Source organism: Acetobacter fabarum, assembly GCF_029069195.1.
Taxonomy (GTDB): Bacteria; Pseudomonadota; Alphaproteobacteria; order Acetobacterales; family Acetobacteraceae; genus Acetobacter; species Acetobacter fabarum_A.
In genome coordinates this window covers 468,105-493,139 of sequence record NZ_JARDYK010000002.1, presented here as the reverse complement: position 1 = coordinate 493,139, position 25,035 = coordinate 468,105, and the positions used below count along the sequence as shown (strand labels likewise).

Sequence of the window (25,035 nt, the reverse complement as noted above, 5' to 3'; positions counted from 1 at the left end):
TTGGAAAACTTTTATGATATTGGCATGGAGTTTTTCCATAAGCGAGATGTTTGACACACGCCGGAGCTTGGCTTACCGCATCATTTATGACGTCTGATCCCGCATTCCGTCCTGCCACAGCGGTTCTTCTGGCCGCAGGGCTAGGCACCCGCATGAAATCCTCCCGCCCCAAAGCCCTGCAATATCTTGCCGGTGGCCCCATGCTGGCTCACCTGCTACGCAACGCCGCCGAGGTCTTTGATCGTCTGGTTGTGGTCATCGGACCGGAAATGGCAGACGTGGCAGACGTTGCCGCCCCTTACCCTGTAGTCATCCAGCACGAACGACTTGGCACGGCCCATGCCGCCTTGCAGGCGGCACAATGGTTTGGCGAAGGCGATGTGGCCGTTCTTTACGCCGATAACCCGCTTATTTCCGCCCAGACGTTAACCGCCCTGCTGGATGAACGGCGCAAACCGGATGTCGGTCTGGCCCTGCTGGCCATGCGTCCGGCAGACCCGGCCCGCTACGGCCGTGTTGTAACCCGCGCAGGTAACGTGGAGCGCATTGTGGAATGGTCGGACGCCACGCCCGAAGAACGCGCCATAGACCTGTGCAACGCAGGCGTGCTGTGTGCTGATGCTGCTGATTTCCGCCGCTGGCTGGAAGCTGTAGGCAATGACAACGCCAAAGGGGAGTTCTACCTGACCGATGTAGTGGACCTTGCCGTTGCCGAGCATACGCAGGTTCGCGCGGTTGAGGCCGCAGAGGATGAACTGCGCGGCGTGAACTCCCGTAGCGAGCTGGCTCAGGCCGAAGCCGCCCTGCAAAAGCGCCTCCGTCAGAACGCCATGGACAATGGAGTAACGCTGGTCGCCCCCGAAACAGTCTTTCTGGCAACCGATACGCAACTGGCCGCCGATGTGCTGGTCGAACCCAATGTTGTCTTCGGGCCCGGCGTTATTGTGCATGAAGGTGCCGTTATTCGCGCCTTCAGCCATCTTGAAGGATGCGAAGTACATTCCGGCGCAGTGATTGGCCCATACGCGCGACTGCGGCCCGAAACCACCATTGGCGCGAATGCAAGGGTTGGCAATTTTGTTGAACTCAAAAGTGCCGAACTGGGTGCGGGCGTCAAAGTCAACCACCTGTCCTATCTAGGAAATGCACAGGTTGGCGCACGGTCCAACATTGGGGCCGGGACCATTGTATGCAACTATGATGGTGTATTCAAACACACCACATCCATTGGCAAAGATACGTTTATCGGCTCCAACTCCGTACTGGTGGCCCCGGTCGAGATCGGTGATAACGCTCTGATCGCGGCAGGCAGTACCATTACAAACAACGTGCCGCAGGATGCACTGGCTCTGGGGCGTGCGCGCCAGACTACCAAACCCGAACGTGGCAAACTGTTCAAAGATGCCCTGAAGGCAAAAAAGGAAAACGGCTGATGTGCGGAATATGCGGCGTTGTCGGGTTGCGCCATGCAACCCCCATTGTGCTCGAAGGCCTGCGCAGGCTGGAGTACCGTGGGTATGATTCCGCAGGTATTGCCACTCTGGTAGACGGACGCGTGGAGCGCCGCCGGGCGGCTGGCAAGCTGGATAATCTGGCCAAACTGCTGGAGCAGGACCCTCTTGCGGGCAAAACCGGTATTGGCCACACCCGCTGGGCTACACATGGAGCCCCCACAACCTGTAATGCCCACCCCCACGGCACAGCCCGCGTAGCCATTGTGCACAACGGCATTATTGAAAATTTTGAAGCCCTGCGTCATGAGCTTGAAGCCGTCGGACAGGTATTTGAAACCGAAACCGACAGTGAAACCATTGCCCTGCTGGTGGACTACCATCTGCAACAGGGCCTGTCCCCCAAGGAGGCGGCCCTTAAAGCGCTCAAACGTCTGGATGGCGCCTACGCCGTTGCCATGATTTTTGCAGGCCATGAAGGGCTCATGATCGGGGCATGCAACAACGCGCCCCTCGCCGTAGGTTTTGGAGATGATGAACTGTTCCTTGGTTCGGATTCCCTCGCACTGGCTCCCCTGACCCGCCGCATCACCTATATGGAAAACGGGGACTGCGTGGTGATAACCCCGCAAGGGGCCGAGTTCATGACCTTCGATGGCGCGCCTCTGGAGCGTCCGGTACAGATTACGGCCCTGACCGCAGGCTCCATCGGCAAGGATGGCTACCGCCACTACATGGAAAAGGAACTCCACGAACACCCGCTGGTGATCGGGCAGACCCTCCAGCGTATGATCGACCCGGCAACACGCAAGGTTGTGCTGCCAGACCTGCCGTTTGACCTTGCAACCGTACCCCGTGCGGTCATAACCGCCTGCGGTTCGGCTTTTTACGCCGGAATGGTCGGCCGCTACTGGCTGGAAGAAATTGCCCGCCTGCCGATTGATATTGATGTGGCGAGCGAGATGCGCTACCGCAATCCACCCCTTACAACAGGCTCTCTAGGTCTGCTGATCTCCCAGTCGGGCGAGACGGCTGATACGCTGGCAGCCCTGCGCAGCCTGCGCGAAAAGGCCATTCACATCCTCTCTGTTCTCAATGTGGAACACAGCACCATGGCGCGTGAAAGCGATGTGATGCTGGGGACCGTAGCAGGGCCGGAAATTTCGGTCGCCTCCACCAAAGCCTTTACCGCGCAGTTGACCGTACTGGCCTGCCTGACCATTGCCACCGCCCGTGCCCGTGGCACGCTAGACCCTCTGGGGGAAGAGGAACTGGTCGCGGCACTCATGGACCTGCCCAGCCGTGCGGCGGAAGTATTCAATCAGGGGAGTGCCATTCGGCAAATGGCCACCATCGTGGCCGAAGCGCGCGACGTACTCTACCTTGGCCGGGGCAGCATGTTCCCCGTCGCCATGGAAGGCGCCCTCAAGCTGAAGGAAATTTCCTATATCCATGCCGAAGCCTATGCGGCGGGGGAAATGAAGCACGGCCCCATCTCCCTGATCGACCGTACCGTACCCATTGTTGCCAGCGTGCCCTCAACCCCTCTGTTCGACAAGACCCTGTCCAACCTGCAGGAAGCAAAAGCTCGTGGCGGTCGCCTGCTGGTCTTTACCGACACACAGGGGGCAGAACGTGTGTCCGCTATTGCCGAGCAGATTGTGGTACTCCCGCGCGTGCACGACTTTGTTGCTCCGATCCTGCAAACAATTCCGGTACAGATGCTGGCGTATGAGGTAGCCGTGCTCAAGGGCACCGATGTTGACCAGCCACGCAATCTGGCAAAATCGGTAACGGTGGAATAACACACCCCGAGGGTTGGTTCTCCGTACAATGGGACCAACCCCTGCTTTTACGGGTCAGGGCGTCTGTTTTGGGGTTTCATCCAGCCGCATGACAATATGCCCCATTTTGGGATGTTCCACTTCCAGCCTGACAACCGACATACCGATGTTGGGAATGTTTTCAAACCAGACCCGCCCGATCTGTGGTTGCCTCAGTTTGCTGAACTGACCATTGGCCGTAAATCCCTTGACCTGCTGCAAAACAAAATTGCAGGTCACGGATTCGCTTCCCCACGCACGGGATGCGCTGGAAGGAGGCCGCTCCACCCCCGTATTACGCAGGCTCAACATGCTCAGACGCAGGCCGTCAAAAAGCTTCTGGGGTGCTTCCTCACAATGATTGCGGGTCTGCATCTGATGCACCACCCCAACCAGCAGGGTTACAATATCCTGCGCACCGGTCCGCTCTTCGGGAGTTACTTTTTCCCGGCTGCCTATGGAGGGAACCTGCACCGTAATCTGCGGCACACCCGCCTGATACGTCATATGCAGGTGGCTCTGCTCATGGTTATAGGTGCCAGCGCTATCATACTGTGCGGGTTCTGCCTGCCCGTTGGCCAAAAAACGACCTGAACCCTGCATGCGCATATCGGTTTGCACGAACAGACCAAAAAAACCGGCGGTCTGCACCTGAGCGATGCCACTATAGGCATTGATCCCCATCCTGTAGCCAACGTCGGCTGTTAGCACGTGCAGGCCATGTATATTGATCAGATACCGTGCAGAGGTCTGCGCAACGCCCCCTTCCGCCAGAGTCTGCGACACAGCGGGGGAGCAGGCCAGCGGCAGCAGGCCAAGGGCCATGCCCACGGCAATACCGTGCATCTTACGGCGGCACGTGTTTTTCCGGTTCATCATTTCAGCCCGCATAGCAGCAAGACGCATTTTCTGTTCCATTCCGCCCGTAGGCAAACTCTTACACTGCCCGATAGCCAAGCCGAAAGGAGACCGCCTCCGCCAGACGGGATGCAACACCTCCAAGCCGCGGAACACTGTACCGCCCCAGTTCCGCCTGCGGCAGGCTGATCCCGATTCCAGCCAGTGCACGCCCTGAATGGTCTTTGACAGCCGCGCCAAAGCACCACAGCCCGTCATGCACCTGCTCGTCATCTACCGCATACCCACGATCCTTGATTTCGGCAATTTCGCGCACCAGCGTTGTAACCGAGCATATGCCATTGGGGGTCAGGGGCTGGGGCCAGGTTGTGACCGGGTGCAGCGCCAGCCATTCCCTAAAGGATGCGTCATCCATACCGGCCAGCATGGCATTGCCTGTAGCCGTAAATATGGCAGGCAGGCGCATCCCTACTCTGAAGGACGCCCCCAGCACGGTCGCGCTGTTCCGGCAGGCCACATACACAACCTCGGCCCCCTCCAGCGTGGTGAGCGTAACGGTAAAAGCCTCCAGATCAGAGCGAGTCTCCAGCACATGGTAGAACTCGCTCACCAGATCCCGCTTTTCCGTAACATCCCCTGCCCAGTCAAGCAGACGTGTCCCCAGCCGGTAACCCTGCGTGACTGTTTTTTCCAACAGCCCCAGCTCCTGCATGACCGCCAGCAGACCATGGGCCGTGCTGCGTGGCAAATCGAGCTGGCGGGCCACATCTGCCGCCAGAGGCGGTCTGGCGGCATCCTTGACCATATCAAGTATGCGAACGGCCCTGCGTAGAGCGGGAACCGTATCCTGTGGTTTGGACATGTTGTTCTTATTTTCCATGTTGACAGGAGAGGCTCATATCTTCATATTCCACATACGGGATCGAGTTCAACATAATGAACAACAAAAAGCGGAACACGATCTTGCCGCGCACAAGATGTGGTGGAAGTCTGGCACAAGAACCCGGAACAGGGCAGCAGGCTTCCACCCACTACTTGCAGACAGCATAACCTCTCGCTCCTTCTCTTGTGGTGCGCTACACAGGATGCCTTACCTGCCACAAAAGCAGCAAAAGGGCAGCACCTTGGCAACAAGCATATACGATTTTACCCTACCCGCACTTGATGGCAGCAGCATTGATCTGAGTGCTTACAAGGGCCAACCCGTTCTGATTGTGAACACCGCCTCCAAATGTGGGTTTACCCCACAATATGAGGGATTACAGGCTTTGTGGACACAGTTCCATAAAGCCGGGCTGGTGGTGCTTGGCGTTCCCAGCAATGACTTCGGCCAGCAGGAACCCGGCTCATCGGAAGAAATTGCAACATTCTGCCAGAAGAACTACGGCGTTGCTTTCCCCATGGCGGCGCGCAGCGTTGTCAAAGGTCAGGATGCCATACCGCCTTTTAAATGGCTGGATACAGAACTGGGCTTTCTGGCGCGTCCCCGGTGGAATTTTTTCAAATATCTGATCGGGCGTAACGGGCAACCTGTTGCATGGTTTTCCTGCATAACACCCCCCACCTCCGCCCGCGTACGCAATGCAGTCGAGCGGGCTTTGCTACAAGCCGGATAAGCCCTGCAAACATAAAAATAAGGCGGCACTTCCCCCATAATACCGGAGAAGTGCTGCTTTATGGGCGTGACCTCTAGCGCGTAACAAGTTTGCCATCGCGCAGGGTTACAACCCGGTCCATACGCGGCAGAAGTTCCTCATTATGGGTTGCAACCAGCGCAGCCAAGCCTCGCTTGCGCACGGCCTCCAGCAGTTCGGTAAACACCGCGTCTGCTGTGTGCACATCAAGGTTGCCTGTTGGTTCATCCGCCAGCAGCAAGGAAGGGGTATTGGCCAGCGCACGCGCAATAGCCACACGCTGCTGCTCCCCGCCAGAAAGCTTGCCCGGAAGATGGTCCACCCTGTGACCAAGGCCAAACACATCCAAAAGGCGCTCTGCTTCCTGCCGGGCTGCCCGTCTGGGCACGCCTGCTATCATTTGCGGCAGAACCACATTTTCCCGCGCGGTAAATTCCCCCAGCAGGTGATGGAACTGGTACACAAACCCAATTTCATCCCGCCGCAGGGCTGTACGCCCGGCATCAGCCATGGCGCTGGTCGATTGACCACAAATAATAATGTCGCCAGCATCTGGCGTATCCAACAGACCTGCCAGATGCAGAAGCGTGGATTTACCCGTGCCCGATGGCGCAACAAGAGCCACGATTTCCCCCATATTCAGGGTAAAATCCGCCCCCTGCAAAATGGGCAGAACGTCATGCTCCCCACTGCGATAGGTTTTTTGAACGCCCTTAAGCCGGAGCACTGCGGTATCATTCATGGCGTAGCGCCTCAACAGGGTCTGTTCTGGCGGCTCGCCAGGCGGGATACAATGTTGCCAGAAGTGAAAGCAGGAGCGCCATGCCGATCACCTCCCCAACCTGCCCCCATTCCAGCCTGGCGGGCAGATGTTCGAGGTAATACACCTCCGGGTTAAACAGGTTTGTACCCGTCAGGCTTTGCAGCAGTTGTCTGATGCGTTCAATATTCATGCAGAACACAATGCCCAGTGCTGTACCCGCCAGCGTGCCGGTTACACCAACCGATGCCCCACACATCAGAAAAATACGCATAATAGCGCCACGGCTGGCTCCGATGGTGCGCAGCACGGCAATATCAGCCGTTTTGTCCTTGACCATCATGATCAGGGAGGAAATGACATTGAACGCCGCCACAACAATAATCAGGGTCAGGATCAGGAACATCACGTTCTGTTCCACCTGCACGGCTCCGAATAGTGCGTTATTGGCTGTTGTCCAGTCCAGCACCCGCAAACCCGGATCATCAACGGCCCTGACAATGGCCAGAGTAACCGGACGCACATGTTCGGCATCCTTTGTAGCGACCTGAATCTGTGTCACCTTCCCTGGCATCTGGAAGTATATCTGGGCAGCATGCATGGGCAGGAACACAACGCTGGAATTATAATCATTCACCCCGGCGTCAAAAATGGCGCTCACACGGTATGTGCGTACACGCGGCACCGTGCCAAAAGCGGTGGCCGCCCCTTCGGGCGAAACCAGCGTCAGGCGTGAACCAATAGACAGCCCTGCCCGCTCGGCCAGAGTGACACCCACCACAATGGAATCGTCCCCCTGACCAAACTGATCCACAGACCCCGCGACAAGGGAGGAACTGACCGCAGCAAGATCGTGCAGACCCTGTGCGGTAATGCCGTGCACCACCCCTCCGGCACTATAAGAACCGGCACTGAGCAGCACCTGCCCTTCTATAATGGGTGTCGCACTCAGCACATCGGGAACCGAGCGGACTTTCTGCGCCACATCCTCATACTGGGAGATGGTACGCCCAGCGCCATAAACGGTCAGGTCTCCGTTCAGCCCCAGAATACGGCCCATAAGATCGGCCTGAAAACCGTTCATCACCGCCATGACAATGATCAGCGTTGCAACACCCAGCGCAATACCAACCAGAGAAAATATGGCGATGATGGAAACAAACCGCTCTCCACGCCGCGCGCGGAGATAACGGCCTGCCACTGCCCGCTCGAAAGGACCGAACATGGTGATCAGCCCGCCAGAACCAGAGCCAGCGCTTCATCCACGCCCAGTTCCTGCCGGTCCCCTGTGGCGCGACGCTTGAGTTCCACCCGGCCTTCCTTGGCGCCACGAGGGCCAACCACAATCTGCCACGGGTGACCCATCAGGTCTGCATCGGCAAATTTTACACCGGCCCGTTCGGAACGGTCATCATACAGGAATGCTTCTGGCGCTTTCGCGTAAATCTGTTCGCAGACCTCATCACACAAGGCATCACCAGACTTCAGGTTCAGGATGGCGGCGCGGAAAGGTGCTACGGAATCAGGCCAGATAATGCCGTTTTCGTCGTGGCAGGCTTCAATAATTGCCCCGGCAAGGCGGGAGACACCAATGCCATAAGACCCCATTTCGGGGAAGAACTGCGCACCATCAGCACCACTGACACTCACCCCCATGGATTGCGTGTATTTGGTACCGAAGTAGAAAATATGACCGACCTCAACGCCACGGCCTTCACGCTTCCGGGCATCGGGTACGGCGTCCCATGCAGCCGTATCATGCATTTCATCCGTAGCGGCATAAGGAGTGGTCACACGGTTAAAGAAGGCCTCCAGCGCTTCGGGGCTGTTGGTATCCACCGGTTCGTCCAGCCAGTCCTGATCTTCCAGTGCGGCATCATAGAACACCCCGCTTTCCCCTGTTGGGGCCAGAATAAGGAATTCGTGGCTCAGTTCCCCTCCGATTGGCCCCGTATCGGCCCGCATGGGCACAGCCCGCACGCCCAGACGCTGGAAGGTGCGCAGATAAGCCAGCATCATACGCCGGTAGGTTGCTACGGCAGACGTGTAATCCACATCAAAGCTGTAGGCATCCTTCATCAGAAATTCGCGGCCACGCATCACACCAAAGCGGGGGCGCATTTCATCACGGAATTTCCACTGAATATGGTACAGAACCTGCGGTAGTTCCTTGTAGGATTTCACTGACTGACCAAACAGATCGGTCACCATTTCCTCATTGGTTGGCCCGTACAGCAGTTCGCGCTTGTGACGGTCCTGAATACGCAGCATTTCCGGCCCATACGCATCGTAACGACCGGAGCGACGCCACAGATCTGCGGACTGCAAGGTGGGCATAAGCACTTCCTGCGCATCCACCCGATCCTGCTCTTCGCGCACAATCTGGCTGATGTTACGCAGCACTTTAAGCCCGGCTGGCAGCCAGGCATAAATGCCCGAAGCCGTCTGGCGGATCAGCCCCGCGCGTAGCATGAGCCTGTGAGAGACAATCTGCGCCTCTGCCGGATTTTCCTTGAGGGTGGGAAGAAAGCTGCGCGAAAGACGCATGTGCATTCAGCCTTGTATGGGGCGTGCCTCGGGTAAAAGGAGAGGCATGCCTGTGTTTCTGTTATCAAGCTGTAAAACAGCCCTGAACGAAAGAAAACCCGGCAGGGCCGAGCTTTCTGGTTCGTCGGTATATAAAACGCTTTATACGCGCAGCACGTGCACATCCACCAGCGGACGCTTTTGCAGCTTGCGGCCAAGGGCGCGCCGCAAGGCTGTTTTGGCGGCCTCACGGAAGGCTCCATCCTCGCTCCGCAGTTCATCGGGGATCACGTCCAGCGCGTTGGCGAATTCCTCGCGCACACGCACACTTTCCAGATCATCCGGGTCCAGCAGACCGGGCGCACTTACCTTAGGGTCGCCAATAACAAAGCCTTCGTCATCCACGGCAAAGCTGCCAATGACAATGCCATTGAACAGCATTTTACGCCGAGCCGCCAGCACGCCACCATTCATGGGCAGCAGGCGATTGCCATCAAGCGCAAGGCGACCTGTAGGCGCGGTATCCACCACTTCCAGCTTACCCGGAGAAAGGCGCAGAATATCACCATCCTCAAGCAGAATGGGGGTAATACCCATTTCCTGCGCCAGAGCAGCCTGTGCCGTCAGGTGCCGCCATTCGCCATGCACCGGCACCACGTGTTGGGGCTTGAGCAGTTCGTACATCTTCTGCACATCGCCACCCGTGGCATGGCCCGAAACATGCACAAAGTGCTCACGGTCAGTAATGACCTTAACCCCGCGCTTTGCCAGATTATCCTGCACAGCCATGATCGCCCGCTCATTACCCGGAATCATGCGGCTGGAATAAATGACTGTATCCCCTTCCCCGAGGGAAATATTGGGGTGCACGTCCATGGAAATGCGGGACAGAGCCGACCGCGGCTCGCCCTGGCTCCCCGTAATGATCATGAGCAACTGGTCATCGGGCACATCGTTCACGTCCTGCTCGCTCAGGAACGGCAGAACACCGGACAGATAACCGCACTCACGCGCAGCCGTATCCAGATTGCGCAGCGAACGTCCGACCAGCACAACCGTACGGCCCGCCGCCTGTGCAGCCATGGCAATGGTTTCCACCCGTGCCACGTTGGAGGCAAAGCAGGTAACGGCAATACGCCCCTTAAGGCTTGCCACCAGTTCGGTCATGCTCACACGCACTTCGGACTCGGAGCGCGAGGGGCCGGGCTTCATCACATTCGTGCTGTCGCACACCAGAGCAAGAACGCCTTCCTCACCAATTTCGGCAAGGCGGTTCAGGTCCGTTGCGGGGCCAACCAGCGGTTCGGGATCGAACTTCCAGTCCCCTGTGTGAACCACAATACCTGCCGGAGTGCGCAGGACCATGGACTGGGCTTCCGGCACGGAATGCGTAACCGGCACGAACTCAATGTCAAACGGCCCCACATTAAAGCGCGCACCAGGCATGATCACGCGGATGGGCACATCCATCAGGCGGGCTTCCGCCAGTTTGCGGCGGAGCACGGCACTTGCAAACGGGGTGACGTAAACAGGGCATTGCAGCATGGGCCATACATGCGCCACGGCACCAATATGGTCTTCATGCGCATGGGTAATGACCAACCCGGCCAGCTTGTTCCGACGCTCCACAATAAAAACGGGGTCGGGCACCAGAATTTCGGCTTCGGGAGTGTCATTCCCGCTAAAGCCAATGCCGCAATCAATCGCCAGCCATGTATCGCCCTGACGATACAGGTTGAGGTTCATGCCAATCTCACCCGTTCCGCCCAGAGGCAGAAAGGCCAGATCGCCGTTCTGTTCAGTCATATTATCCGATTATCCTTCAGCCAAAAAATCTCGTTCTACTGTCAGTTTCGGCAGGGGATTCCGCCCCGCCAGCAAGCGCAACCCATCAAGGGTCAGCATTGAATCCACATGGTCAAAGACCGTTGTCCCTTCCGAGAAGAGCGGAGCCAGACCGCCTGTTGCGAGCACCTTCATGGAAGGCCCCACTTCACGGCGGATCCTCTCAACGATCCCCTCGATCAATCCTACATACCCCCAGAACACGCCCGAGCGCATGGCAGCAACCGTATTCCGCCCAATGGCGGACTCCCCTACAGGGCGACCAATGCCAATACGGGGAATCCTTGCTGCAGCCTGATGCAATGCTTCGACCGACAGGTTGATGCCGGGCGCAATAACACCGCCACAATAACTTCCTTCCTGATCCACCACATCGAACGTGGTGGCTGTTCCAAAATCTATAACCGTCAACGGGCCACCATAGGTATAATGGGCAGCAAGGCCGTTGAGCAGACGGTCCACCCCGACTTCGTCCGGGTTATCCATCTTGATGGCAAACCCCCAGTCCAGCCGGGCGGAGGCCAATAGTGGCTCTACAGCAAACCACTGGCGGCATAAAGTGCGCAAATGGTAAAGAGCGGCGGGCACCACCGTACCAATGACAGCCCCTTCAATATCATCCGGCGTCAGGCCCTGCGTTTTCAGCAACGCCTGCAACCATACCCCATACTCATCTGAAGTCCGCTGGGGTTGCATGGTAATCCGCCAGACACCACGCCATTTTTCGCCGTCGTGCACAGCAAACACAACATTGGTATTCCCTGCATCAATGACAAGTAGCACTCCTATGCGCCCTTTTCCATAAGCAGAATATCCCCTGTTGCGATTGTCTTCATGCCATCTTCCGTGTCCAGCAGCAGGCGGCCATCTGAGGCCAGACCTGCAAAGAGCCCCTTCTCATAAGTAGTCCCGCCCTGAACGACAAGGGGGGTCCCCACAGGATGCGCCCTTTCCAGCCAGGCGGCGCGAATGGCGGCAAAACCTTTTTGCCGCCATTGCCCGGACCAGAACGCAAGCCCGTCCAGCACATGCCGGGCTACAACCTCCACATCCGGGACCACACCATAATGCGCAAGACAGGCAACCTGCCGACCCAGCACGCCCGGATCAGGAGCCGAAACAAGATTGGCTCCCAGACCAATAAGAACATAAGGGTCTTCCCGCTCGATGAGGATACCGCCCATCTTGCACCCATCCAGCAGAATATCGTTCGGCCATTTGATCATGAGATGAGATCGGGCAGTGGGCAGCGCGCGCAAAAGCCCATCATAAAACCCAAGGGACGCCACAAAAGGCCACCCCCCCAGCGCCTCCGGGCCGGCATGCGCTCCGTCAAACACAACGCTGAGCGCAAGCCCCTGCCCGCCATCGAGCCATGTGCGGCCGCGGCTGCCCCGACCTTTGGTCTGCCGCCGTGCCAGAACCGCCAGCCCGGCAACAGAACCGCCAGAACGGCAGGCATTCAGGCAATAATCGGAAGTAGATGGCAACTCATCAAAACAGGTAAGCCGCCAGAAATCACCTTGCCCGCTCATCCCGCCAGAGCAAGTGCGGCCTGATGCGCAACGGACATGATTGGCCCAAGCACAACAGCGAAAACAACAGTTGCCACACCCATCCCGCCAGAAACAAACAGAAGACTGGGGGCGGGCCGGTCCAGCACATGGGCTGGCGCATCAAAATACATAACTTTTACAACCCGCAGATAGTAATAGGCACCGACAATGCTGGACAATGCGCCAACGCACACCAGCACGTAAAGGCCGGATTGCCATGCTGCGGCAAAAACCATGAACTTGCCAAAAAAGCCAGCCAGAGGCGGCGCGCCTACCATGCTGAACATGAATACGGCCAGAGCAAGCGCCATAGCCGGGTCCGAGCGTCCAAGACCCGCCAGATCCGCAATGGAGTTAACCTCACGCCCGTTACGGCGCATGGCGGTAATACCTGCAAAAACACCGGCGTTCATAACAAAATAGGCAGCAAGGTAAACGAGCGTGGCCTGCGTACCCGCTGTGGAGGCCGCAGCCAGTCCCATCATGGCATAGCCCATATGCCCGATGGAGGAATAAGCCATAAGCCGTTTGATATTGGTCTGCGGAATAGCTGCAAAAGCCCCATAAACCATGGACAGGACTGATACCGCTTCCACCAGAATCTGCCAGCGGGGAGCAACGGAACCAAACGGCCCGGCCATAACGCGCAGGAACAGGGCAAAAGCTGCAAACTTGGGAGCCCCGGCCATATACGCCGTAACCGGTGTTGGCGCACCTTGATACACATCGGGCGTCCACATATGGAACGGCACGGCGGAAAGCTTGAAGCACAAGCCGACAACAATAAAGACAATCCCCACCACCAGACCCATGGGGGGCATGACTGCCGCCCGGACTGCATCCACCAGACCGGTATATTCCATAGTCCCCGCATACCCGTACACGAGCGAAATACCATACAGCAGCAGGCCCGACGCGAGGGAGCCAAGAATGAAATACTTCATCCCCGCCTCGGACGAGAGGACATTATCCCGCTCCAGAGCGCACAGGATGTAAATGGACAGCGAGGACAGTTCCAACCCGACAAACAGTGTCATCAAATTGGCTGAGGACGCCATAAGCATGGCTCCCAGTGTGGAAAACAGCATGAGCACCGGGGTCTCGAACGGTAGAGGCCGCCGGTCAGGGGTACGGTAACTTACACTCAACGCCACGGCCACAAAGCCGCCAGCCAGAATAAGCACCTTCATGAACCGGGCAAAACCGTCATTCACAAAAGTGCCCGCATACCCCGCCCCCGAAGGAGACAGCACAACCAGAAAACCACTGACCAGAAACGCAGCCAGACTGAGGATGGCAGCGAGAAAAAAACCCTCCCCTTTCCGCTGGAGCACACCGGCCACCAGAATGACAATACCCGACAGGGCAAGAACAATTTCGGGCAGGGCTACAGTCCAGTTGAACACTGTCACACTCATCGCTGCGCACTCCGCAGAGGATAGGAAGAGAATTGGGTCGGAATGGCGTTGGTCATGCTAAATCACCCGCACAGCGCAACTGTCAGCAGCACCACAAGTCCTGCCAGCATGGTAAAGGCATAAATGGCAATGGAACCACTCTGAAGCCTGACAGCCTGCAACGCGCCATCCTGCGTGGCCCGCACAATATCAAGCGGCAGACCTTCCACGACCCCTTCATCCGCACCTTTCCACAGCACACGGGCCAGTGCGGCATACGGACGCACGAAAATCCTGTCGTACAGTTCGTCAAAATACCATTTATTGAGCAAGAAGCGGTAGATTGGCCCAAAGCTACGAGCCAGTGCGGCAGGCATTTGTGGCGCACTCACATACAGCACAAACGCCAGCGCAATGCCCGCAAGCCCCGCAAGACTGGGAAGCAGGGCAATGAGCGCAGGCACATGCTCAAACACCTCCATAATGTGGTTGGCAGGCGCATTCACAATAGCCCCGTTCCAGAACGCACTCTGATGCGCGCCAATATAGAACGGTGCCAGCACCACACCGGCCACAACAGCGCCAACAGAAAGAACCAGCAGCGGCACGATCATAACCGCAGGACTTTCATGCGCATGATCGCGGGCATGGTCATCATGCGGTTTGCCATGAAAGACCAGAAACAGAAGGCGCCAGCTATAAAATGCCGTCAGGAACGCGGTAATGCTGCCCATAGCCCATGCGTAATGACTGTAGGATGCATCAGACGCCCAGAGCGCGTTGAGAATGGCATCCTTGGACCAGTAACCGGCAAAAGGATAAACCCCGGCCAGCGCCAGACTACCCAGCCACATGACCACATAGGTGACGGGGAGTTTTTTCCACAAACCACCCATACGGAACATATTCTGCTCATCATGCATCGCATGAATGACCGAACCTGCGGCAAGGAACAGAAGTGCCTTGAAAAACGCATGCGTGGTCAGGTGGAATACTGCTGCCTGATAAGCCCCCACCCCAACGGCTGCAAACATATAGCCAAGCTGCGAACAGGTTGAATACGCGATGGTCCGCTTAATATCGGGCTGCACCATACCAACAGTTGCGGCAAAAAAGCAGGTTGTTGCCCCGATCAGAATAACAAAGGTACGCGTGCCTGGCGCAAACTCCAGCAATGGCGACATACGCGCCATAAGGAACACACCCGCCGTAACCATGGTTGCGGCATGAATAAGGGCGGAAACAGGTGTGGGGCCTTCCATGGCATCAGGTAACCATGTGTGCAGGAACAACTGGGCCGACTTGCCCATAGCCCCGACAAACAGCAGAAAACAGATGACTTCCAGCATCCGGAAGGAAACGCCACAGAGCGAATAAGGAGCGTTCAGCACCTCTGGCACGGCGGAAAAAATGGTATCGTACTGCACCGAGTGGAACAGAACGTAAATCAGACCAATGCCAACAATAAAGAAGAGATCCGCCACACGGTTGACCACAAAGGCCTTTATGGCCGCAGCCGTAGCTGCCGGACGGTCGTACCAGTAGCCAATCAGCAGATAGCTGGCCAGCCCGACACCTTCCCAGCCAAAGAAGAGCTGGATCAGGTCATTGGAAGAAACCAGCATGAGCATGGCGAAGGTGAAAAGCGAAAGGTAGGAGAAAAAACGGTAGGTCGGCATGCTCTCATGGCTCATGTAGCCGATACTGTAGCAATGCACGAGCAGCGAAACCGTAAGCACCATGGCGGTCATGGTGACGGAAAGCGTGTCAAACCGCAGGGTCCATGTTGCGTCAAAGCCCCCGGCATGCACCCACTGCGCCAGCGGCACAGCAGCGTGAGGAAAACCCTCAAGCCATGCGTTGCACAGCGCACCCATACTACACAGGGCAGCAACGGCCATACAGGCAATGGCCACGACCTTGGCGAGCGTATCCCCCATAAAGCGGCCACCAAGACCAGCCACAACCGCTCCCGCCAGAGGCGTCAGCACGGCAACGGAAAACAGAGTGAGTTCTGTTTGCATAACGCTGCTCATCCCTTCATCATCGTCACGTCTTCGACCTGGATGGAGCCGCGGTTACGGAAGTAAACCGTAACAATAGCCAGACCGATTGCGGCTTCGGCAGCAGCAATGGTCAGCACGAACAGCACCATGACCTGCCCCGACAGATCCCCATGAGCCGAGGAAAACGCAACCAGATTGAGGTTTGCGGAAAGCAGGATCAGCTCCATGGACATGAGCAGAACAATAATGTTCTTACGGTTCAGAAAAATCCCGAACACCCCCAGAACCAGAAGGGCCGCACTGACAAACAGGTAAGGCCCGAGCCCTACAGACGCGATTGCCGTATTCATGCGCCTTTCTCCTCAGTTTCCGTCTTTTCCGGCTCACCCGCGCCATAGGAGCCGGGAACCGCAATTTCGTAATAGGAGCCTTTGGGGCGCAGGAAACCTCCCTGCTCAAACACGTTTTCGCCAAGTGGCAGATTAACAAGCTCCAGCGTTTCTTCACGTGTGCGTGCATGCTGGCGGCCGATGTTCTGGCGGCGACCTGTAGCCGTATCCCGCAGGGTCAGCACAATCGCACCAATCATGGCGACCAGCAGAACCAGCCCGCAGGTCTGAAACAGCAGCACATAATGCGTGTAAATAACCGTGCCCAAGGCAGCGGTATTGGTCAGCCCCGGCTGCACGGCCAAAGGTGCAACCACACCCGCAGGCGCCATGCGCCAGTTGCTGAAGGCCATGACCAGCTCGGCCAGCAGGACGCCTCCAATGCACACCCCCAGAGGGGCATAACGCTGGAACCCTTCGCGCAGGCGGCTGAAATCTATATCCAGCATCATCACCACAAACAGGAAGAGAACCGCCACCGCCCCCACATAAACAATGACCAGCAGCATGGCCAGAAACTCGGCACCAGCGACCAGAAACAGCCCCGCCGCATTAAAAAAACCGAGGATCAGGAACAAAACCGCATGAACCGGGTTACGTGCACTGATGACCATAGAAGCCGAAAGCAGCAGTACCGCCGCAAAAACGTAAAAAACGAGCTGTGCCATCATTGGCCAACCTCCTGCCCTGGGGTGGTCTGCATCTGCTCAACGATACGGTGCATCGAGTTCCAGCCTCCGTGCGAGCAGGGTTTCCCAACGGTCCCCATTCGCTAACAGCTTGCCCTTGTCGTACATGAGTTCCTCACGGGTTTCCGTGGCGAACTCATAGTTCGGGCCTTCAACAATTGCATCCACCGGGCAGGCCTCTTCGCACAGGCCACAATAGATGCATTTTGTCATGTCAATGTCGTAACGCGTGGTCCGGCGGGAGCCATCGTCACGCTGTTCGGCCTCAATGGTAATGGCTTCTGCCGGGCATGTGGCCTCGCACAGCTTGCAGGCAATGCAGCGCTCCTCCCCATTGGGGTAACGCCGCAAGGCATGCTCGCCCCGGAAACGGTGGGACAGCGGCCCTTTTTCGTACGGGTAGTTCAGCGTAACTTTGGGCTGGAACATCATACGGAACGTGGAAACCATGCCCGCAGCCAGTTCCTTGAGCAGAAAAGACCGCAATGTGGTGCCAAGAGCGCTCATGAATTTACCCCTCCCATGTGAGGCAGCAGACCTGTTGCCATAAGGAACCCGGCCGTGCCGATCATCCACAGCAGCGAGAAAGGCAGAAACACCTTCCACCCCAGCCGCATAAGCTGGTCGTAACGGTAGCGCGGGAACGTGGCGCGCACCCAGATAAAGACAAACAGACAGAACAGGATTTTAAAAATCAGCCAGAGTGGACCGGGCACCCATGTCAGCGGCGCAATGCCCAGAGGGGGCAGCCAGCCACCCAGGAACAGAATGCTGACCATGGAGGACATGAGGATCATGTTCGCATATTCGCCCAGAAAGAACAGGCCAAAGGCGAGCGATGAATATTCCACAAAAAAGCCCGCAACCAGTTCACTCTCCCCTTCGGGCAGATCAAACGGTGCACGGTTGGTTTCCGCCAGAGCAGAAATAAAAAACACGATGAACATGGGAAACATGGGTACACAGAACCATATGTGCCGTTGCGCCAGCACAATATCGTTCAGGTTCAGGCTTCCCACCGCCAGCAGGACAGACACGATCACCAGCCCGATGGACACCTCGTAAGAAACCATCTGCGCGGCAGAGCGTAAGCCACCCAGGAATGCATAGCGCGAGTTGGAAGCCCACCCGGCAATGAGCATGCCATAAACCCCAAGGGAGGACATGGCGAGCAGGTACAGGATACCGACATTGATATTGGCAACCGCCAGCCCGTTACCTGTAGGAATAACCGCCCATGCCGCCATGGCGAGCGAGAAGGTCAGGAAGGGCGCGAACAGGAACAGCACACGGTTGGCCCCTGCGGGAATAACCGTTTCCTTCACAATCATCTTGATCGCGTCGGCAAAGGCCTGCAACAGACCAAAGGCGCCATTCACATTTGGCCCCCGGCGCTGCTGCATGGCGGCCATAACCTTGCGCTCCATCAGCGTAAGGTAGGCAACACCAATCAGCAACGGCACCAGTACCGCCAGCGTTTCCAGCAGCATCAGCAGGATCTGGCCCACAAGGGTTTGGTAGAAAAAATATGCCATTGCCCTTACTCCGCTGCAACCGCAGGCGCCGTGCCATAAACCTTTGAACACTCAGCCATGGTCTGGCTGGCACGGCTTATGACGTTGGTCTGGTAATAATCCTGAATAACAGGACGGAACGGAGCCAGCATAAGCTCACCCACCTGCCCGCTGGCGGGTTCGGCCTGCCCTGTCGTTGTGCTGGTCAGGCGCGGTGTGCTGGCTCCATTCATGGCAAAAACCGGGTTGACCTGCGCCATGTGCGCCCGCAGCTGCTCCAGCGTGTCATAGGGCAGGGTACGACCCAGCACTTCGGAAAAAGCCCGAATAATCCGCCAGTCTTCCCGCGCTTCACCCGGAGCAAAGACAGCGCGGAAAGCCTGCTGCACCCGCCCTGCCGTATTGACATATGTACCCGGTTTTTCGGTATAGGCTGCACCGGGGAGTATAATATCCGCCCGCTTTGCCGCCGCGTCCCCATGATGGCCCAGATACACGACAAATGTTTCAGGCGGGATACGGTCAAGCTGAACATCATCCGCCCCCAGCAACCACAGGATTTCCACCCCGCCACGGAGCATGCTGGCCGCATCGCACCCATGCGGGCCGGGTAGGAATCCAAGGTCCAGCGCCCCAACGCGTGACGCCGCCGTGTGCAGAATGTTCAGCCCCTGCCATTCAGGCGTTATGGCACCACAGGCATGGGCCAGTTCACGGCAGGCTGCGTAGATTGCGGGGGCATCATGCCGGGTCAGGGCAGAATGCCCTACAATGATCATGGGGTTTTTGGCGTTTTGCAAAACTTCGGCAAACGCATTCTGCCCGCTCAGAATATCCGCCAGCACATCCGGCCCATTGCCCAGCACGGTAACATCATATGTCATATCCGCCGAGGGCGTGCCGATCATGCCAATGGGAAAACCACCCCGGCCAGCATCCACAAAGCGTTTGCGAATGCGCGCATTCAGCACCGGAGCTTCATGCCGGGGCATGGTGCCAACAAGCAACAGCGCATCGGCCTGATCTATCCCGCTTATGTCACTGTTAAACAGGTAACCCGCACGGGCACTTGTATCGTACCAGGCACCATCCTGCCTGCAATCCAGATTGGTGGAACCAAGACTCTGCAAAAGGTCTTTTATGGCGCACAGGCTTTCCGCATCACACAGATCACCGGCTATGGCCCCGATCCTGTCGCCCGGAACGCCATCAAACCGGCGCGCAAGGGCTATGAGCGCATCTTTCCATGAAACAGAAGAAATTTTTCCATGAACCCGCACCCACGGCCTGTCCAGTCGTCTGCGCTTGAGGCCATCAATGGAAAAACGGCCTTTATCAGACAGCCATTCTTCGTTCACATCATCATTCACACGCGGAACAATCCGCATGACCTCCCCACCACGGGCCTGCACCTGAATGTTGGTGCCCAGCGCATCCATGACATCAATACTATCGGTCTTCCTGTATTCCCACGAACGGGCATGGAAAGCCGAAGGCTTGGCCGTTAGCGCTCCAACCGGGCAGACATCAATCAGATTACCCGAAAGTTCGGAGGTCAGGGCTTTTTCCACATATGTGGTAATTTCGGCATTTTCCCCGCGTGATACCAGACCAAGTTCGGGGGTTCCGGCAACTTCCGTGCTAAAGCGCACACATCGTGTGCACTGGATGCAGCGGGTCATGACCGTTTTAACCAGCGGCCCCAGATCCTTATCCGTTACGGCGCGCTTGTCTTCCCTATAGCGCGAAACACCAGAACCATAACCGTAAGCCTGATCCTGCAGATCGCACTCCCCACCCTGATCACAGATCGGGCAGTCAAGCGGGTGGTTGATCAGCAAAAATTCCATAACGGCCCGGCGGGCACGGCGCACCACTTCGGTATCCGTAAAAATCTGCATGCCATCCGCAACGGGGAACCCGCAGGAGGCAACTGGTTTGGGCGCACGCGCCACCTCCACCAGACACATACGGCAGTTACCCGCAACGGACAGGCGCTCGTGGTAGCAGAAGCGCGGGATTTCCTTGCCTGCGGCCTCACAGGCCTGCAAAGCGCTGGAACCGGGAGGCACATCTACTGGCGTACCATCAACAATTACCCTGACCATTGCCGTTACTCCACTGCTACCGGAACGCCACCGGCGGGAACCTGCACCAGCCCGGCACTGCCATGTGCAGCTTTGTACTGGCGGATACGTTCTTCCATTTCCGGGCGAAAATGCCGGATCAACCCCTGTATGGGCCAAGCCGCGGCATCGCCAAGCGCACAGATCGTATGCCCTTCAACCTGCCGCGTGACCTGCTCAAGCAGATCAATTTCTTCAATATCTGCACGTCCTTGAACCATCCGGTCCATCATACGCATCATCCAGCCTGTCCCCTCGCGGCAGGGGGTGCACTGACCACAGCTTTCGTGTTTGAAAAATTTTGAGAACTTTGCAATAGCTTTTACAATATCAGTCGATTTGTCCATAACAATCATACAGCCCGTGCCAAGACCGGAACGCTCGGCACGCAGGCTGTCGTAATCCATCAGAACAGTTTCACAGACCGATTTGGGCAGCAGTGGCACGGAGCAGCCACCGGGGATAACCGCCAGAAGGTTATCCCATCCCCCCCGCACACCGCCGCCGTGCTTTTCTATGATTTCTTTGAGCGGCACCCCCAGTTCTTCCTCGAACACGCAAGGTGTGTTGACGTGACCGGAAATGGCCATGAGCTTGGAACCCGCGTTATTCGGGCGTCCAAGCCCTGCAAACCAGACTGCCCCGCGCCGCATGATGGTAGATGTTACGGCAATGCTTTCCACATTGTTGACTGTGGTCGGGCAGCCATAAAGCCCCACTCCTGCGGGGAATGGTGGCTTCATACGGGGCTGGCCTTTTTTACCTTCCAGACTTTCCAGCAAGGCGGTTTCTTCACCACAGATATAGGCACCAGCCCCCCTGTGGATACGGAAATCAAAATCCCAGCCGCTGCCAGCAGCATTTTGACCAAGCAGCCCTGCGGCATAGGCCTCATCAATGGCAGCCTGTAGCCGCTCTGCCTCGCGGCAGAACTCCCCACGGATATAAATGTAGGAAGCATGCGCTCCCATGGCGAAAGATGCGATCAGAGCACTTTCTATGAGCTTGTGCGGCTCATGGCGCATAACCTCCCGATCCTTGCAGGTGCCCGGTTCGGATTCATCGCCATTGATCACCAGATAATGTGGCCGCCCATCGGACTGTTTAGGCATGAACGACCATTTTAACCCGGTAGGAAAACCCGCCCCACCGCGCCCACGCAACCCAGATGCCTTCATTTCCGCAACAATGGCATCCCGACCCATGGCAAGAATATCTGCCGTATTGGCCCAGTCCCCCCGCTTGCGGGCTGCCTCCAGCCGCCAGTCATTCTGCCCGTAAAGATTGGTGAAGATCCGGTCCTTGTCAGCCAGCATGGCCGTCTCTCCTATTCCTGATCCGCCGTGGAGGATGAAAGCAACGTTTTTTGCCCACCCTCTGGAGCCGAAACACTGCGATTGACCATCGGGCCGGGCATGGGCCTGCGCCCTGCACGCAACTCGGCTATGACCTGCGCCGTGCTTTCGGCATTCATATCTTCATAAAAATCATCATCAACCTGCAGAATGGGTGCATTTGCACAGGCACCAAGGCACTCCACTTCAGTCATGGTAAACAGGCCATCTGCACTGGTTTCTCCAAAATGCTGGATGCCTGTCGCTTTCTGGCATGCTGCCACCACATCGTCAGAACCACGCAGCCAGCAGGGCGTGGTGGTGCAGACCTGCAAATGGTAACGCCCGATGGGGCGTGTGTTGAACATGGTGTAAAAAGAGGCCACTTCGTAAACACGCATGGCGGCCATGCTCAGGCGCTGGGCAATCACATCCATGGCCGCCACAGGCACCCAGGCACTCCCGGTTAGTCGCCCCATCTGCCGCTGAGCAATGTAGAGCAGGGGCATAACAGCACTTGCCTTGCGCTCCTCCGGATACTTGCTGACAACACCAGCAATTTCCGCCTCCGATGCAGAATCGAATACAAAGCTGTCCGGCTGTTCCGCCGGGGTCCAGGCTGTGCTCATCGATCAACTTCCCCAAACACAAGATCAAGCGACCCGATAATGGCCACCATGTCAGCCAGCATACCCCGGCGTGAGAGTTCATCTATGGCCTGCAGATGCGCAAAACCCGTTGGACGGATTTTGCACCGATACGGCCTGTTGCTGCCATCAGCCACCAGATAGACGCCAAACTCCCCCTTGGGACTTTCCACCGCAGTATAGGTGGAGCCCGCAGGCACATGGTACCCTTCGCTAAACAGCTTGAAGTGATGGATCAGGGCTTCCATGGAACGCTTCATATCCGCTCTGGGGGGCGGGCTGAACTTGGGGTCCTGTATTTTAATGTCGCCCGGCTGCATCTGGCTCAGGCATTGCTCGATAATTTTTACGCTTTCACGCATTTCGGCAACGCGCACCAGATAGCGATCATACGAATCACCCTGCCGGGTCACGGGCACATTAAAGTCCACCTTATGGTAGTTATCATAAGGCTGGTTGCGCCTGAGATCCCAAGGCACGCCAGACGCACGCAGGCACGGGCCACTAAACCCCCAGGCCAGAGCCTGCTCGGTTGTAAAAACACCAATACCAACAGTGCGTTGTTTCCATATCCGGTTTTCAGTCAGCAGACCTTCCAGCGCATCAATCCACGCAGGAAACTCCTTGGCCCATACCCCGATCCGGTCTTCCAGACTGGCCGGAATATCCCGTGCGACACCTCCGGGACGAAAGTAATTGGCATGGAAACGTGCACCAGATGCTGCTTCGTAAAATTCCAGAAGTTTCTCGCGCTCTTCATATCCCCACAAAGCCGGGGTAACCGCACCGCAGTCCAGCCCCATGGCGGTCAGATTGAGAATATGGTTTAAAATACGGGTAATTTCCGCAAACATGACGCGCAGCCACTTGGCGCGTTCTGGAATATCAATTCCCAGCAGTTTTTCCGTAGCCAGAGCAAACGCCTGCTCCTCGCACATGGGGGAGACGTAATCCAGACGGTCAAAATACGGCAGGGCTTTTTGATACGTCTTGTATTCAATCAGCTTTTCCGTCCCCCGGTGCAAAAGCCCGATATGAGGCACGGCGCGCGCGACAAGTTCCCCTTCCATTTCCAGCACCAGACGCAACACGCCATGAGCAGACGGGTGCTGGGGACCAAAATTGAGGGCATGGGAGTCAATTTCGACAACCTTCTTCTCAATTTCCAAAGCTTTCTCGTCTGGCAAAAGGCTTTGGGGAATATCCTCCCGCAGGATCGTCTGCGCAAACGTGAGAGATTCGGTATTGTCCTGTTTTGTCATCAGGAGGACCTCTTCATACCCTGCCGGACTTCGTGTGCTTTTTCATCTCCCGGCAGGGTCAGCATACCTTCCCATGGAGAAACAAAATCAAAATCACGGAAATCCTGCGTTAATGAAACAGGTTCTTTAACAACCTGCCTGCGTTCAGCATCATAACGGACCTCTTCATACCCGGTCAGCGGGAAGTCCTTGCGAAGCGGATGTCCTTCGAACCCGTTATCTGTCAGAATCCGGCGCAGATCGGGCTGACCGGAGAACATTACGCCAAACAGGTCGTAGCATTCGCGCTCCCACCATGTCGCACATGGCCAGAGATGATGCACCGATGGCACTGCTCCATACTCGTCCGTGCTGATCACCACCCGGATGCGGCGGTTATAGGTGACGGACAGCAGGTTATAGACCACCTCGAACCGCTGGACCCGGGCAGGAAAATCCACACCACACAGATCCATCAACTGCTCGAACCTGTAGCGTGGGTCATCGCGCAAAAGGGTCAGGAACGGCACAAGGTGCTCACGCGTGGTGCGCACCACCAGTTCACCCTTTTCCACCGCTGCATAAGACACATGGGGTTGGGATGCGAGAAACGTAAACGCCAGAGAGGACAACTGCCCTTCCAGCCGGGCCTGCCTTGGATTTACGGAAATATCAGCCACGGAGAATAGTCCCTGTCCGACGAATTTTTTTCTGAAGCAACATAATGCCGTATATGAGCGCCTCGGCCGTTGGGGGGCAGCCCGGCACATATACATCCACGGGCACAATGCGGTCGCACCCGCGCACAACAGAGTAGGAGTAATGGTAATACCCCCCGCCATTGGCGCATGACCCCATGGAAATAACCCACCGCGGCTCGGCCATCTGCTCATACAGACGACGCAGAACCGGGGCCATTTTGTTGGTGAGTGTTCCTGCCACAATCATCACATCAGACTGCCGGGGCGACCCGCGCGGGATAATACCCATACGGTCCAGATCGTAACGTGGCATATACGCGTGGATCATTTCCACTGCGCAACACGCAAGCCCGAAGGACATGGGCCACAGGCTGCCCGTACGCCCCCAGTTAACCAGCTTGTCCAGACTTGCAACCACAAAGCCCTTTTCAGCCAGAACCCCGGTAATGCCGCGGACCACCGCATCCTGTTCGGGTCCCGGAGCCAGGGCCTCCCTGTTCCACATAATGGCGTTTTCGTCGTGATGTGTGGTCATGCT

Annotated in this window: 23 protein-coding genes; 3 read left to right on the top strand and 20 right to left on the bottom strand. The window is 57.0% G+C overall.

What is annotated here, in order from left to right:
* The first annotated feature begins 86 nt into the window (after window positions 1-86).
* Complete coding sequence (gene glmU, locus PY793_RS05535) at window positions 87-1,433, top strand: bifunctional UDP-N-acetylglucosamine diphosphorylase/glucosamine-1-phosphate N-acetyltransferase GlmU (RefSeq protein ID WP_275177083.1); 1,347 nt, start codon at window positions 87-89, stop codon at window positions 1,431-1,433.
* Entirely contained in the window at window positions 1,433-3,256 is a 1,824-nt protein-coding gene (gene glmS, locus PY793_RS05530; RefSeq protein WP_275177082.1) for a glutamine--fructose-6-phosphate transaminase (isomerizing), read from the top strand. Before glmU ends, glmS begins: the two co-directional genes overlap by 1 nt.
* 54 nt (window positions 3,257-3,310) lie before the next feature.
* On the opposite strand, the gene PY793_RS05525 is transcribed toward glmS, so the two are convergent.
* The gene (locus PY793_RS05525; protein ID WP_275177081.1) at window positions 3,311-4,180 is read right to left on the bottom strand and encodes a DUF3108 domain-containing protein; all 870 of its coding nucleotides are present in this window, start codon (window positions 4,178-4,180) and stop codon (window positions 3,311-3,313) included.
* A 31-nt stretch (window positions 4,181-4,211) separates the two neighbouring features.
* On the bottom strand, window positions 4,212-4,994 hold the full coding sequence (locus PY793_RS05520) for an IclR family transcriptional regulator (RefSeq protein WP_275177080.1): 783 nt from the start codon (window positions 4,992-4,994) through the stop codon (window positions 4,212-4,214).
* Window positions 4,995-5,217: 223 nt separating this feature from the next.
* On the opposite strand from PY793_RS05520, the gene PY793_RS05515 reads away from it, so the two are divergent.
* Window positions 5,218-5,748, top strand: coding sequence for a glutathione peroxidase (locus tag PY793_RS05515; RefSeq protein ID WP_408744666.1), 531 nt, complete (start codon window positions 5,218-5,220; stop codon window positions 5,746-5,748).
* A 73-nt stretch (window positions 5,749-5,821) separates the two neighbouring features.
* On the opposite strand, the gene PY793_RS05510 is transcribed toward PY793_RS05515, so the two are convergent.
* The 18 genes from PY793_RS05510 to PY793_RS05425 all read right to left on the bottom strand — a co-directional run bounded on the left by PY793_RS05510 (window position 5,822) and on the right by PY793_RS05425 (window position 25,032).
* Window positions 5,822-6,508, bottom strand: a complete 687-nt coding sequence (locus PY793_RS05510) for an ABC transporter ATP-binding protein (RefSeq protein WP_275177078.1) — start codon at window positions 6,506-6,508, stop codon at window positions 5,822-5,824.
* Window positions 6,501-7,751: a lipoprotein-releasing ABC transporter permease subunit gene (locus PY793_RS05505; RefSeq protein WP_275177077.1), complete on the bottom strand. Its 1,251-nt coding sequence runs from the start codon at window positions 7,749-7,751 to the stop codon at window positions 6,501-6,503. The genes PY793_RS05510 and PY793_RS05505 overlap by 8 nt, the downstream gene beginning before the upstream one ends.
* Window positions 7,752-7,756: 5 nt before the next feature.
* Complete coding sequence (gene proS, locus PY793_RS05500; protein WP_275177076.1) at window positions 7,757-9,073, bottom strand: proline--tRNA ligase; 1,317 nt, start codon at window positions 9,071-9,073, stop codon at window positions 7,757-7,759.
* A gap of 141 nt (window positions 9,074-9,214) precedes the next feature.
* Window positions 9,215-10,858, bottom strand: coding sequence for a ribonuclease J (locus PY793_RS05495; protein WP_166112224.1), 1,644 nt, complete (start codon window positions 10,856-10,858; stop codon window positions 9,215-9,217).
* 9 nt (window positions 10,859-10,867) lie between these two features.
* Window positions 10,868-11,680, bottom strand: a complete 813-nt coding sequence (locus PY793_RS05490) for a type III pantothenate kinase (RefSeq protein WP_275177075.1) — start codon at window positions 11,678-11,680, stop codon at window positions 10,868-10,870.
* A gap of 2 nt (window positions 11,681-11,682) precedes the next feature.
* Entirely contained in the window at window positions 11,683-12,432 is a 750-nt protein-coding gene (locus PY793_RS05485) for a biotin--[acetyl-CoA-carboxylase] ligase (RefSeq protein WP_275177074.1), read from the bottom strand.
* On the bottom strand, window positions 12,429-13,871 hold the full coding sequence (gene nuoN / locus PY793_RS05480; RefSeq protein WP_275177073.1) for an NADH-quinone oxidoreductase subunit NuoN: 1,443 nt from the start codon (window positions 13,869-13,871) through the stop codon (window positions 12,429-12,431). Before nuoN ends, PY793_RS05485 begins: the two co-directional genes overlap by 4 nt.
* 62 nt (window positions 13,872-13,933) lie before the next feature.
* Complete coding sequence (gene nuoL / locus PY793_RS05475) at window positions 13,934-15,874, bottom strand: NADH-quinone oxidoreductase subunit L (protein WP_275177072.1); 1,941 nt, start codon at window positions 15,872-15,874, stop codon at window positions 13,934-13,936.
* An 8-nt stretch (window positions 15,875-15,882) separates the two neighbouring features.
* Entirely contained in the window at window positions 15,883-16,206 is a 324-nt protein-coding gene (gene nuoK, locus PY793_RS05470; RefSeq protein ID WP_179290120.1) for an NADH-quinone oxidoreductase subunit NuoK, read from the bottom strand.
* Window positions 16,203-16,916: an NADH-quinone oxidoreductase subunit J gene (locus PY793_RS05465; RefSeq protein WP_275177071.1), complete on the bottom strand. Its 714-nt coding sequence runs from the start codon at window positions 16,914-16,916 to the stop codon at window positions 16,203-16,205. The genes nuoK and PY793_RS05465 overlap by 4 nt, the downstream gene beginning before the upstream one ends.
* Before the next feature lie 36 nt (window positions 16,917-16,952).
* Entirely contained in the window at window positions 16,953-17,441 is a 489-nt protein-coding gene (gene nuoI / locus PY793_RS05460; RefSeq protein WP_086645424.1) for an NADH-quinone oxidoreductase subunit NuoI, read from the bottom strand.
* Window positions 17,438-18,469, bottom strand: a complete 1,032-nt coding sequence (gene nuoH / locus PY793_RS05455; RefSeq protein WP_275177070.1) for an NADH-quinone oxidoreductase subunit NuoH — start codon at window positions 18,467-18,469, stop codon at window positions 17,438-17,440. Before nuoH ends, nuoI begins: the two co-directional genes overlap by 4 nt.
* A 5-nt stretch (window positions 18,470-18,474) precedes the next feature.
* Window positions 18,475-20,556: an NADH-quinone oxidoreductase subunit NuoG gene (gene nuoG / locus PY793_RS05450; protein ID WP_275177069.1), complete on the bottom strand. Its 2,082-nt coding sequence runs from the start codon at window positions 20,554-20,556 to the stop codon at window positions 18,475-18,477.
* Window positions 20,557-20,561: 5 nt separating this feature from the next.
* Window positions 20,562-21,890, bottom strand: coding sequence for an NADH-quinone oxidoreductase subunit NuoF (nuoF, locus tag PY793_RS05445; RefSeq protein WP_275177068.1), 1,329 nt, complete (start codon window positions 21,888-21,890; stop codon window positions 20,562-20,564).
* Between the two features lie 11 nt (window positions 21,891-21,901).
* Window positions 21,902-22,537: a complex I 24 kDa subunit family protein gene (locus PY793_RS05440; protein WP_275177067.1), complete on the bottom strand. Its 636-nt coding sequence runs from the start codon at window positions 22,535-22,537 to the stop codon at window positions 21,902-21,904.
* The gene (locus PY793_RS05435) at window positions 22,534-23,817 is read right to left on the bottom strand and encodes an NADH-quinone oxidoreductase subunit D (RefSeq protein ID WP_275177066.1); all 1,284 of its coding nucleotides are present in this window, start codon (window positions 23,815-23,817) and stop codon (window positions 22,534-22,536) included. The genes PY793_RS05440 and PY793_RS05435 overlap by 4 nt, the downstream gene beginning before the upstream one ends.
* Complete coding sequence (locus PY793_RS05430) at window positions 23,817-24,476, bottom strand: NADH-quinone oxidoreductase subunit C (protein ID WP_275177065.1); 660 nt, start codon at window positions 24,474-24,476, stop codon at window positions 23,817-23,819. The genes PY793_RS05435 and PY793_RS05430 overlap by 1 nt, the downstream gene beginning before the upstream one ends.
* Window positions 24,469-25,032: a NuoB/complex I 20 kDa subunit family protein gene (locus tag PY793_RS05425; protein WP_275177064.1), complete on the bottom strand. Its 564-nt coding sequence runs from the start codon at window positions 25,030-25,032 to the stop codon at window positions 24,469-24,471. The genes PY793_RS05430 and PY793_RS05425 overlap by 8 nt, the downstream gene beginning before the upstream one ends.
* Window positions 25,033-25,035: the final 3 nt, after the last annotated feature.